Annotated in this window: 12 protein-coding genes; 9 read left to right on the forward strand and 3 right to left on the reverse strand. The window is 39.6% G+C overall.

Annotated features, from left to right (window positions below; all coding sequences use genetic code 11):
* The first annotated feature begins 64 nt into the window (after positions 1-64).
* From AXK38_04965 to AXK38_04980, 4 genes are all read left to right on the forward strand, one after another.
* A complete protein-coding gene (locus AXK38_04965; protein ID AMH88631.1) occupies positions 65-949 on the forward strand; it encodes a lipid kinase in 885 nt (294 codons plus the stop codon).
* Positions 950-1113: 164 nt separating this feature from the next.
* Entirely contained in the window at positions 1114-2856 is a 1743-nt protein-coding gene (locus AXK38_04970; GenBank protein ID AMH88632.1) for an alpha-glycosidase, read from the forward strand.
* A 119-nt stretch (positions 2857-2975) separates the two neighbouring features.
* Entirely contained in the window at positions 2976-3287 is a 312-nt protein-coding gene (locus tag AXK38_04975) for a hypothetical protein (protein ID AMH88633.1), read from the forward strand.
* Between the two features lie 3 nt (positions 3288-3290).
* Entirely contained in the window at positions 3291-4007 is a 717-nt protein-coding gene (locus AXK38_04980) for an alpha/beta hydrolase (protein AMH88634.1), read from the forward strand.
* 120 nt (positions 4008-4127) lie between these two features.
* On the opposite strand, the gene AXK38_04985 is transcribed toward AXK38_04980, so the two are convergent.
* From AXK38_04985 to AXK38_04995, 3 genes are read right to left on the reverse strand one after another with little or no spacing between them, the layout of a single operon-like run.
* Positions 4128-4943 (reverse strand): phosphate ABC transporter substrate-binding protein, encoded by an 816-nt coding sequence (locus AXK38_04985; protein AMH88635.1) that lies wholly within the window; start codon positions 4941-4943, stop codon positions 4128-4130.
* Positions 4940-5845: a hypothetical protein gene (locus tag AXK38_04990; GenBank protein ID AMH88636.1), complete on the reverse strand. Its 906-nt coding sequence runs from the start codon at positions 5843-5845 to the stop codon at positions 4940-4942. The genes AXK38_04985 and AXK38_04990 overlap by 4 nt, the downstream gene beginning before the upstream one ends.
* Positions 5846-5977, reverse strand: a complete 132-nt coding sequence (locus AXK38_04995) for a hypothetical protein (protein ID AMH88637.1) — start codon at positions 5975-5977, stop codon at positions 5846-5848. It lies immediately after the preceding gene.
* Positions 5978-6573: 596 nt separating this feature from the next.
* Between AXK38_04995 and AXK38_05000 the strand changes: the two genes are divergently transcribed.
* The 5 genes from AXK38_05000 (at position 6574) to AXK38_05020 (ending at position 12591) form a co-directional block, all read left to right on the forward strand.
* Positions 6574-8703 (forward strand): RNA-binding transcriptional accessory protein, encoded by a 2130-nt coding sequence (locus AXK38_05000; protein ID AMH88638.1) that lies wholly within the window; start codon positions 6574-6576, stop codon positions 8701-8703.
* On the forward strand, positions 8690-9139 hold the full coding sequence (locus AXK38_05005; protein AMH88639.1) for a SprT family protein: 450 nt from the start codon (positions 8690-8692) through the stop codon (positions 9137-9139). The genes AXK38_05000 and AXK38_05005 overlap by 14 nt, the downstream gene beginning before the upstream one ends.
* Before the next feature lie 58 nt (positions 9140-9197).
* Positions 9198-9470 (forward strand): hypothetical protein, encoded by a 273-nt coding sequence (locus AXK38_05010; protein ID AMH88640.1) that lies wholly within the window; start codon positions 9198-9200, stop codon positions 9468-9470.
* 372 nt (positions 9471-9842) lie between these two features.
* Positions 9843-10601, forward strand: a complete 759-nt coding sequence (locus tag AXK38_05015) for a bacteriocin ABC transporter ATP-binding protein (GenBank protein AMH88641.1) — start codon at positions 9843-9845, stop codon at positions 10599-10601.
* Position 10602: 1 nt separating this feature from the next.
* Positions 10603-12591, forward strand: a complete 1989-nt coding sequence (locus AXK38_05020) for a peptide ABC transporter permease (GenBank protein ID AMH88642.1) — start codon at positions 10603-10605, stop codon at positions 12589-12591.
* Positions 12592-12593: the final 2 nt, after the last annotated feature.

A 12593-nucleotide genomic window follows, 5' to 3' on the forward strand; every position in this document is an offset into this window, starting at 1 on the left:
GGGATACATTTAGTTTCATATAATGAAATATAAAGATTTCTAACGAAGATTAAGGAGAAAATTAATGGAAAAAGCAATGGTAATTATCAACCCTACCTCTGGTGGCGAGAAGGCTTTGAATTACAAAGATAAGCTGGAAAATAAAGCAAAAGAATACTTTGAGCACGTGGAAACCAAAATTACCGAAAAGGCGCTGGATGCAACACATTTTGCTGAGGAAGCTTCTAGTGAGCAGTACGATGCAGTGGTTGTGTTTGGTGGAGATGGGACTGTCAACGAAGTCATTTCGGGTATTGCTGAGAGAGACTACATTCCTAAGTTGGGTATTATCCCAGGCGGTACGGGTAACCTCATTACAAAACTGTTGGAAATCAATCAAGACATCGATGGCGCGATTGATGAACTCGATTTTAACTTAACCAATAAGATTGATATCGGTAAAGCGAATGACAATTATTTTGGTTATATCTTTAGTATCGGTTCTCTGCCTGAGGCGATTCACAATGTTGAAATCGAGGACAAGACAAAATTCGGTATTTTAGCCTATGCTGTAAACACCATGAAGTCTGTCATGACAGATCAGGTCTTTAACATTAAGGTTGAGACAGAAAATGGAAATTATATTGGTGAAGCGAGCCATGTTTTGGTTCTCTTGACAAATTACTTCGCTGACAAAAAAATCTTTGAAGAAAACAAGGACGGCTATGCCAATATTTTGATTCTGAAAGATGCGTCTCTATTCTCTAAATTATCCGTCATTCCTGATTTATTGAAAGGCGATGTTGTCGCAAATGATAATATCGAATATATCAAAGCGCGCAATATTAAAATCTCCTCTGATAGTGAATTGGAGTCAGACGTTGACGGCGATAAGTCAGATGACCTACCTGTAGAGATTAAGGTACTGGGCCAACATATTGAAGTATTTTCAAAACCGAAAGAGGAATAGTATATAGATAAAGCCTTTTTGAGGCTTTTTTGTATACTTAAAAAGATAGTTCTTTTAAAAATGGACTATTCTTGCAAATAGTTTACAAAAATAGTATACTGGATTTATTGTTTTTTTGAAAACGTTTGCGTAAAATTTAAATCAAAACTTTAGGAGACAAGTTAATGGAATTAAGTGCTATTTACCATAGGCCAGAGTCTGAGTTTGCCTATCTTTATAAGGATAAGAAACTTCATATTCGGATTCGAACTAAGAAAGGGGACATTAAAAGCATCAACTTGCATTACGGGGACCCTTTTATCTTTATGGAGGAGTTTTATCAAGATACAAAGGAAATGGTCAAGCTGACTTCCGACGCCTTATTTGACTATTGGCATGTTGAAGTTTCTGTTGACTTTGCGCGTATCCAGTATCTCTTTGAAGTCACAGATACAGAAGGCCAGAGCATTTTGTACGGCGATAAAGGCTGCGTGAAAAATTCTATAGAAAATCTTCATGCTATTGGAAATGGATTTAAACTACCTTATATTCATGAGATTGATGCCTGTCAGGTTCCCGACTGGGTTTCAAATACGGTATGGTATCAGATATTCCCTGAAAGATTTGCTAATGGAAATGCTCGATTAAACCCAGAAGGGACTTTAGATTGGGATTCATCTGTCACACCTAAGAGTGATGATTTCTTTGGTGGTGATTTACAGGGGATTATAGACCATCTGGATTATTTGCAAGACCTGGGCATTACTGGACTTTATCTTTGTCCTATCTTTGAATCTACGAGCAATCATAAGTACAATACGACAGATTACTTTGAAATTGACCGTCATTTTGGAGACAAGGAGACATTTCGGGATCTGGTCGAGCAAGCGCATCAGCGAGGTATGAAAATCATGCTGGATGCTGTCTTTAACCATATTGGTTCGCAATCTCCTCAATGGCAAGATGTTGTCCAAAATGGTGAACAGTCTGCTTACAAGGATTGGTTCCATATTCAACAATTCCCAGTGACGACTGAAAAGCTAGCCAATAAGAGAGAGTTACCCTATCATGCTTTTGGTTTCGAGGACTATATGCCTAAGCTAAATACAGCCAATCCAGAGATCAAGGATTATCTTTTAAAGGTTGCGACTTATTGGATTGAAGAGTTTGATATCGATGCTTGGCGTTTGGATGTGGCTAATGAGATTGACCATCAGTTCTGGAAGGATTTTCGCAAGGCAGTTTTAGCTAAAAAGCCTGATCTTTATATTTTAGGAGAAGTCTGGCATACGGCTCAGCCTTGGCTAAATGGAGATGAGTTCCATGCGGTCATGAATTATCCTTTATCTGATAGTATCAAGGACTATTTCTTACGAGGTGTTAAGAAAACGGATCAGTTCACCGATGAAATCAATGGGCAATCTATGTATTACAAGCAGCAGATTTCAGAAGTGATGTTTAATCTTCTAGATTCGCATGATACAGAACGTATTTTGTGGACGGCCAATGAAGACGCTCAACTGGTCAAGTCAGCCTTAGCCTTCCTCTTTTTACAAAAGGGAACACCGTGTATCTATTACGGAACAGAGTTATCCTTGACTGGAGGACCAGACCCAGATTGTCGTCGTTGTATGCCTTGGGAACGTGTATCAAGTGACAATGATATGCTGAACTTTATCAAGAAGCTAATCAAGATTCGCCAACATGCGTCAGCAACCATTCAGCACGGCATGTACAGCCTCCAAGAAATCAAAGCTGATGTACTAACCTTGCAATGGAATTACGATAACCAAGTCCTCAAAGCCATTTTCAACCAATCAAAAGAAGATTATCATTTACAAAAAGAAGCAGTTTCACTAGCAAGCAATTGCCAAGAATTGGAGAATCAGCTTGTCATCTCTCCAAAAGGATTTGTGATTTTTCATTAAAGAGCAATTATGAGCGACAGGAAAATTGTAGTATCGAGAGTATTTTATAAACAGACTATTTGTCGGCTTGCTACAATTGGTATATAATTTAACTTAAAGAAAATAGGAGGACTAATCGAATGGAATTAAAAGATTTTACAGAAAAAGAACAGGAAATGATTAAGAAGGGGCTGACTACGTCTAAGATTAGTGACAAGGAAACTGCTGAGAAGATTCTTGCACTCGTTCCACAAGACTTGATTAAGCGCATCCCATTTTTCGTCAGAAAACATGCTACGACACGTACGATTAAACGCATTTCAATTGAACATCCTGAACTCTACGCTGCAGCTCAAACAAGTGGTGAAATTCCAGAAAAAGAACGCGAGGAATTGTGTCAGATTATCACGACTATCTTTGAACAAAAGATGAATAAGCATAGTATTAAGTAGAGAATGAAGATATTTTTTATTGGCGGTCTAGGAAGCAATGTCTATCATAGCAAGGATTTTCTTCAAGAACTAGATTCACAGGTCTGTTTTCTAAATCCGTATGAAAGATTTTTTCAAAGCGAGTTAGATTTGAAATCATGGTTTAAAAATGAGATTGTGGAGGAAGAATCTATCTGTTTGATAGGCCATTCTCTTGGAGGAGATTTGGCTCGTTATCTCGCATCGGAATTTCATGAAGTGAAAAAACTGATTCTTTTGGATGGAGGCTATCTAGATTTAGATAAGATTTTACCTTTAGATACAGAGTTAGAGGAAGCTAAAAACTATATCGAATCTCAAGTTGTTTCGGACTTAGCTCTTCTTATTTCTAAAGAGAAATCTGAAGCAAAGCATTGGTCAGAAAATATGGAAGAAGCTGTAAGACAGTCTTATCACTGGAATGCGGAGTATAATAGATATGAGTTAGCTATAAATTCTGAAAATATAGAAGCGATTCTTCGACTACGGCGGAAAATCCAAGCTTTTAAGAGAGAAGTGGGGGATACCTTATTTATTAGTCCTCGCTATCCTAATGAAGCTAGATGGAGAGAGGAAGCCCTAAAAGAATTGCCAGACTATTTTGATACTATTTTTCTAGAGAACTTTGGCCATGAACTTTATACTGAAGCACCTAAAGAAATAGCTAGTCTAATTAATGAGTGGCTCTCTTGTTCTCATTGAGTTACTTATATTACTTGAAATGGTATAAGATTTAAATCTACAAGTCACTAAGTCTCATATAACAAAAAACGAACAGGCTCTTTTTCTGTCATTCAGAAGAGAACTTGTTCGTTTTTTCTTTTAAAACACGCGATATACGTATGGATTTTCTGGTTTATCGACTTTGGTAAAGCTGTCGATTTCCAAGGTTGGGAGATTTTGTTTGAGTTCTTTATGGTAGTGATTGATCAGTTTTCCTTTGGCTGTAATCCAGGTGTTATTTTCATACTGACGGGTATTTCCCTTAGTCAGCAATCCATACACACCGGAATCTGCGATACAGTGAATAATGCCGAAACGGAACAGAAATTGGCTATTGGCATGACTGGGGTCATTATAGACAAAGCCTGTGAACTGGACTGTCTTGCCCTCGAATTCATCTGGATAGTCGTAGATAGCCTCCATGACTTCCATATAGTTTTCATTCGTAATCTGAATGCTATCTTGGGACAAGTATTTATCCGCCGCTGTTCGCATTTCCTTTTCATAGGCTGTTTTTGAGAAATAAGAACTGGTATCTGGTTTCAAATATTGGCTTGTCGTCCCTTCACTGGTCTGAATGGCTTGATCCGTTCCTTCTGATAAGGGGAAATGATAGCCTTTGGCAGATACGGTCTGAGAATCCAAGCTAACAGTTGGGAAAGTTAAACCAACAACAATTGGAATTGCCAGAAGAGCAATACTTGTTACCTTCGCCAATCGGCTATTTAGATGACTGTGGATTTTGACTTGCTTCATCCAGATATACAATTGAACAATAGCCAATATAAAAGAAAGCACCATGGAAATATAGGCCAGATAGGAATAGTGCATGTTGATGTACTGGTTTAATTTGCCCGACAGATGGAGATAAATAGTCAGTTCAAAATAGCCAGCTAAAACTAAAAATCGAATCATAGGATGACTCCAATCAAGAGAGAATAGACTAAAACGACCAGAGTTACAATCGTTATGAAGTGACTGATAAATCGTGCTTTCAAGTAATTTTTCATCATGAGAATATTTTTAATATCCAGCATTGGGCCAATCACAAGAAAGGCCAGAACTGGTGCCAAACCGAAACTAGAAAGAAGAGACGCACCGATAAAGGCATCCGCCTCACTACAGAGTGAAAGAAGAAAGGCCAAAAGCATCAAGAGCAGGATGGCAAAAAGAGGGGTCGCACTGATAGAAGTCAAAATGCGTGTAGGAACGTAGACCTGTATAACAGAGGCAAAGAGACAGCCGAATACCAAATAACGCCCCGTATCAAAAAATTCATCAATGGCTTGCACAAAGACCTGAAAAACTTTTTTTGCAGGGCTAAAGTGAGAAAAATCATGCTCGTGACAAGCCAGACTATTTTCTTTTTGAATGGGTTCTTGCCAGAAAAATCCTAGAAAAATCCCAAGTATAACAGCCACAACAATGGATCCTAGAGCTCGTAACAGGGCGACATGGAAGGAGTTTCCAAAGGCAGAATAAGTCGCAAAAAGTACAATGGGATTGATAACAGGTGCTGTCACAAGAAAAGGAACGGCCGTGTAACTGGGAACCTTCTTTTCCAGAAAACGATTGATGATAGGGACAATCCCACATTCACAAGAGGGGAAAAGAATCCCAACGAAGGTCCCAAAAAAGATTCTCCCCCAACGATTTCGAGGGAGAAAATGATAAACTTTTTCAGGTGTGATATAGACCTCAATCAGCCCTGAGACAATACTTCCTATCAGCACGAAGGGGAGAGCTTCAATGATAATGGAGAGAAAAATAGCTCCAGTCTGAAGTACACTAGATGGGAGTTGTTGGAAAGCAGTCATCTAGTTTTTCTTTTCTGCTTTGGCTTTTTTCTCTTTGTCATCAGGGAAAGTGACTTGTTTCAAATCTGGGAGTTTAGCAAACTCTTCAAACATCTTGTCCAAGTCGTCTCGTTTTGTAAATTTTACAGCCATAGGTGTACCTCGATTCTAAATTCTACCTCTATTATACTATTATTTTGAGGAAAAGGGAAAAGTTAAAATTGAGTATCTAACGAATAATAGAGCTTGATAAAGCCTGATTAAGTCTGGTAGATTGAGAAAGTTTGACAAAAAAAGTAGATGGTGCTAGAATAACATTAACGAAAGATATTTGAGGGCAGAAAGGTTCCTGCCTCACCTTGAAAAAGGTATCTGAGATGCTGGGTACACCGACCAGCCAAATGTCCGTTATTTCAAAAGAGGGGCTTAAATGCCCCTTTTCTATTTAAAATTTCAAAATAGATTGCACCCACCGCAGGATCAGGCTTGCGGTTTTTTTATTTCGATAAAAATTAAAAAAGTCAGTGCGTTATTCCAGGACAGGAACATCTTCCAGAACTGGCTATTGTGTCTGATCCATTAAATACTTTTGATATCATGGCTTGGTTAAAAAAAGGCGGCAATGCTATATAAATAATACGTTATTTGCACCATAGAATATTGATATGAAGCAAATTTATTCTCCACATATTGTTTTTAAATACTGTAAGAGCTAATTTGAAACGATTAGCTTGTGGTATAATAGATTCATGGATAAAAAATATGAAAAAATCTCCCAGGATTTGGGAGTGACGTTAAAGCAAATCGATACCGTTCTAAGTTTGACAGCTGAAGGGGCGACAATTCCCTTCATCGCGCGTTACCGCAAGGACATGACTGGTAGTCTGGATGAGGTGGCGATTAAGGCCATTATCGACTTGGATAAAAGCTTGACTAACCTCAACGACCGTAAGGAAGCTGTCTTGGCTAAGATTCAAGAACAAGGCAAGTTGACCAAGGAATTGGAAGAGGCTATCTTAGCTGCTGAAAAATTAGCAGACGTAGAAGAACTCTATCTTCCTTATAAGGAAAAGCGTCGGACCAAGGCAACCATTGCCCGTGAAGCTGGGCTATTCCCACTTGCTCGTTTAATTTTGCAGAATGTAGCTGACTTAGAGAAAGAAGCTGAGAAGTTTGTTTGTGAAGGATTTGCGACAGGGAAGGAAGCTTTGGCTGGTGCAGTTGATATCTTGGTCGAAGCCTTATCGGAAGATGTGACACTGCGCGCTATGACTTATCAGGAGGTGTTGAGACACTCTAAACTTACTTCTCAAGTTAAGGATGAAAGCCTTGATGAAAAGCAGGTTTTTCAGATTTACTATGATTTTTCTGAGACAGTTGGAACTATGCAAGGTTATCGTACTTTGGCCCTCAATCGTGGGGAGAAGCTAGGGATTTTGAAAGTCGGTTTTGAACATGCTACGGACCGTATTCTAGCCTTCTTTGCTGCTCGTTTCAAGGTCAAAAATGCCTATATTGATGAAGTTGTCCAACAGTCAGTTAAGAAAAAGGTCTTGCCTGCTATCGAGCGACGCATTCGGACAGAATTAACTGAAAAGGCAGAGGAAGGGGCTATCCAACTCTTTTCTGATAATCTGCGCAATCTTCTCTTGGTTGCTCCGCTGAAAGGGCGCGTGGTTCTTGGATTTGACCCTGCCTTTCGTACAGGTGCCAAGCTAGCCGTTGTTGATGCAACTGGGAAAATGCTGACGACACAGGTTATTTATCCTGTCAAACCAGCATCTGCTCGCCAAATCGAAGAAGCCAAGAAAGATTTGGCATACTTGATTGGTCAATACGGCGTGGAAATTATTGCCATCGGAAATGGAACGGCTAGTCGTGAAAGTGAAGCCTTTGTGGCAGAAGTTCTTAAAAATTTTCCAGAAGTCAGCTATGTTATCGTCAATGAAAGTGGTGCTTCGGTCTATTCTGCCAGCGAACTTGCTCGTCAGGAGTTCCCAGACTTAACCGTTGAAAAGCGTTCTGCCATCTCTATCGCCCGTCGTTTGCAAGATCCCCTTGCTGAATTGGTCAAAATCGATCCTAAGTCAATTGGTGTTGGCCAATACCAGCATGATGTCAGTCAGAAGAAACTATCTGAAAGTCTGGACTTTGTCGTAGATACCGTGGTGAACCAAGTCGGTGTCAATATCAATACGGCCAGCCCAGCTCTTCTTTCCCATGTAGCTGGACTTAATAAAACCATTTCTGAAAATATTGTCAAATACCGTGAGGAAGAAGGAAAAATCACTTCACGCGCTCAAATCAAGAAAGTTCCTCGTCTGGGAGCCAAGGCTTTTGAGCAGGCTGCTGGTTTCCTTCGTATCCCTGAAAGTAGCAATATCCTTGATAATACAGGAGTTCATCCAGAAAATTATGCTGCCGTCAAGGAACTCTTCAAAATCTTGGATATCAAGGAACTGAACGAAGAGGCTCAAAGCAAACTCAAGTCGCTTTCAGTCAAGGAAATGGCGCAAGAGCTAGACCTTGGTCCTGAAACTCTTAAAGATATCATTGCAGATCTTCTCAAACCAGGTCGAGATTTCCGTGATTCCTTTGACGCACCTGTGCTTCGCCAAGATGTCCTAGATATTAAAGACTTAGTGGTTGGGCAGAAGCTAGAAGGAGTGGTGCGTAATGTCGTTGACTTCGGTGCCTTTGTTGATATCGGAATTCATGAGGACGGTTTGATTCACATATCCCATATGAGTCGCAAATTTATCAAACATCCCAGTCAAGTGGTGTCAGTTGGAGATTTGGTGACCGTTTGGGTTAAGAAAATCGATACTGAACGTGAAAAAGTCAATCTGTCGCTCCTGGCTCCAAATGAAACTGACTGATTACGTCAAGCAGGTTTCGCTAGAAGACTTCGGAAGACCTTTTATCCATCAAGCCCGGTGGAATTCTCGTCTACGTTCGACAGGTGGGCGATTTTTCCCTAAAGATGGGCATTTAGATTTTAACCCTAAGGTTTATCAAGAACTGGGTTTGGATGTTTTTAGGAAAATTGTCCGACATGAACTCTGTCATTATCACCTCTATTTTCAAGGGAAGGGCTATCAACACAAGGATCGGGATTTTAAGGAACTGTTGAAAGCAGTGGATGGGTTACGCTTTGTGCCACCCTTGCCCAATAGCAACTCCAAGCCAATCAAGCTTTATCGTTGTCAATCCTGCCAGCAAACTTATCATCGCAAACGAAGGATTGATACCAAACGCTATCGCTGTGGAATTTGTCTAGGCAAGTTGCTACTGATAAATCAGCCTGAGGACTGATGAAAGCCGAGCCTACCCGTGATATACTATGTCTAACCTAGCAGAAAGAGGAAATATCATGAACAGTAAATTTTATAAAATGAGACGAAATCGCATGATTTCAGGAGTTCTGGCAGGGTTGTCAGACAAGTGGAACTTTGATGTTACCCTTGTTCGTTTTCTATTTGCTATTTTTACAGTCGCAAACTTTGGACTTGGCGTGATTATCTATATTATACTAGCCTCTATCATGCCTACCAAGGAAGAAATCGAAGCAGAAATGTACGGAACAGGCCCACGTAAACGCAAAGAAGCCCAAGTCATTGACGATAATGAAGGATGGTTTTGGTGAGGTAGAAACAGTTATTTTACTGTTAGTCTATGAATTCGACTAATCTATTTTAAAACTTTTGAACCCTTGTATTTGCAAGGGTTTTCTTCTTGCCTTCTTTTTATGGTAAAATATTTCTGATAAAATATCTACATTTCCCCCAATCTTACAAAAATGTAAGATTAAAGTCTCTTTTGTAAGGTTAGGTTATGGCAAGCGGTCTTTTTTTGATGTAAACTAGACTCATAAAGAACAAAGGAGTAACATCATGAAACAAACCTTACATAAGAAAATAAGAAAACCAAGCCACAAAGATATCGAGCGTGTTCAGCTGGGATGCGCTATGATGCAAGCAACATTTCATTTGATGGGATATTAAGAAAGGAGATTCTCATGACACTTTTAGATGTAAAACACGTTCAAAAAATTTATAAAACACGTTTTCAGGGCAACCAAGTAGAAGCCCTCAAGGATATTCACTTTACCGTAGAAAAGGGCGACTACGTTGCTATCATGGGTGAGTCTGGTTCTGGTAAATCAACTCTTCTCAATATTCTAGCTATGCTGGATAAACCAAGTCGTGGGCAGGTTTACTTGAATGGAACTGACACCGCAACCATTAAAAATTCACAGGCTTCTAGCTTCCGTCGTGAAAAATTGGGATTTGTCTTCCAAGACTTTAACTTGCTAGATACTCTGTCTGTTAAGGACAATATCTTGCTTCCGCTTGTCTTGTCAAGAAGACCCATTACGGAAATGATGAAGAAATTGGTGGTGACAGCTGAGAATCTAGGCATCAACCAATTGCAAGAGAAGTACCCTTATGAGATTTCAGGTGGGCAGAAACAGCGTGTAGCAGTAGCCCGCGCCATCATCACAGAACCTGAAATTCTTCTTGCGGACGAACCGACAGGAGCTCTTGACTCCAAGTCATCTGCAGCCTTACTTGATGTCTTTGATGAAATCAATGAGCGCGGTCAAACCATTCTCATGGTAACCCACTCAACAGCAGCAGCTAGCAGAGCTAAACGTGTACTCTTTATCAAAGACGGCATTCTTTACAACCAAATCTACCGTGGAGAGAAGACAGAGCGTCAGATGTTCCAAGAAATCTCTGATACCTTGACTGTCATGGCAAGCGAGGTGAATTAGTATGTTTCGATTAACCAATAAGTTAGCGGTATCGAACTTGATTAAAAACCGAAAACTCTACTATCCTTTTGCGCTGGCTGTTCTCTTGGCAGTCACCGTCACCTATCTCTTTTACTCTCTAACCTTCAATCCCAAGATTTCGGAAATCCGTGGAGGTGAAACAATTCAAGCTACCCTTGGATTTGGTATGTTTGTCGTCACCCTTGCGTCAGCCATTATCGTCCTCTATGCCAATAGTTTTGTCATGAAAAACCGTTCCAAGGAACTGGGGATTTATGGCATGTTGGGCTTGGAGAAGCGTCATCTGATCGGTATGACCTTTAAAGAGTTGGTGCTATTTGGAATTCTAACTGTTGGAGCAGGAATCGGTATTGGAGCCTTGTTTGACAAGTTAATTTTCGCTTTCCTACTCAAACTGATGAAATTGAAGGTTGAACTGGTTTCTACCTTCCAGATGAAAGTTGTCATTACAGTACTTGTTGTCTTTGGCTTGATTTTTCTAGGGCTCATGTTCCTGAATGCCCTTCGAATCGCCCGTATGAATGCCCTCCAGCTTTCCCGTGAAAAAGCTAGTGGGGAGAAAAAAGGTCGTTTTCTACCTATTCAAACCATCCTTGGTTCCATTAGTTTAGGGATTGGCTATTATCTTGCCCTTACAGTAAAAGATCCCCTTACAGCCCTAACAACCTTTTTCCTAGCTGTTTTGCTGGTTATAATTGGCACCTATCTCTTGTTTAATGCAGGGATTACAGTCTTCCTACAAATTTTAAAGAAAAACAAAAAATACTATTACCAACCAAATAACCTTATCTCAGTGTCCAACTTGATTTTCCGTATGAAGAAAAATGCGGTTGGACTAGCAACTATCGCTATTTTGTCAACAATGGTCTTGGTAACCATGTCTGCAGCGACTAGTATTTTCAATGCCTCAGAAAGCTTTAAAAAAGTTCTAAATCCTCATGACTTTGGGGTTTCAGGGCAAAATGTTGAAAAAGAAGATTTGGACAAACTCTTAAGTCAGTTTGCAAGCGACAAAGGTTATAATATCAAAGAAAAAGAAGTTCTTCGTTACACTTACTTTGGTGTTGCGAACCAAGCAGGAAATAAGTTAACTATTTTTGAAAAAGGACAAAACCGTGTCCAACCCACAACAGTTTTCATGGTATTTGACCAAAAAGATTATGAAACTATGACTGGTCAAAAACTGTCTCTATCAGGAAATGAGGTCGGACTCTTTGCAAAGAATGAGGGAGTTAAAGAACAGAAAACTCTAACTCTGAATGATCATCAATTTTCTGTCAAAGAAGAATTTACTAAAGATTTCATTGTCAACCATGTCCCAAATCAGTTTAATATCTTGACTACTGATTACAATTACCTTGTTGTTCCTAATTTGCAAGCATTTTTGGATCAATTCCCAGATTCGGCTATCTATAATCAGTTTTACGGTGGCATGAATGTAAATGCCAGCGAAGAAGAACAACTCAAGGTTGCTGAAGAATATGAAAAATACCTCAATCAATTTAATGCTCAATTAAACACGGAAGGTAGCTATGTTTACGGTAGTAATCTATCAGATGCTAGTGCTCAGATGAGTGCCCTCTTTGGTGGTGTCTTCTTTATCGGTATTTTCCTATCCATTATCTTTATGATCGGAACTGTTCTGGTCATCTACTACAAACAAATTTCTGAAGGATATGAAGACCGTGAACGCTTTATTATCTTGCAGAAAGTCGGTTTGGATCAAAAGCAAATCAAGCAAACCATCAACAAACAGGTTTTAACTGTTTTCTTCCTTCCTTTGCTCTTTGCCTTCCTACATCTAGCCTTTGCCTACCATATGCTTAGCCTGATTCTAAAAGTGATAGGTGTACTGGATGCGACTATGATGTTGACAGTGACCTTGTCTATCTGCGCTATCTTCCTCATCGCCTATGTGCTGATTTTCATGATTACTTCAAGAAGTTATCGCAAGATTGTCCAAATGTAAAA

This window comes from Streptococcus mitis (assembly GCA_001560895.1).
Lineage (GTDB): Bacteria > Bacillota > Bacilli > Lactobacillales > Streptococcaceae > Streptococcus > Streptococcus mitis_Q.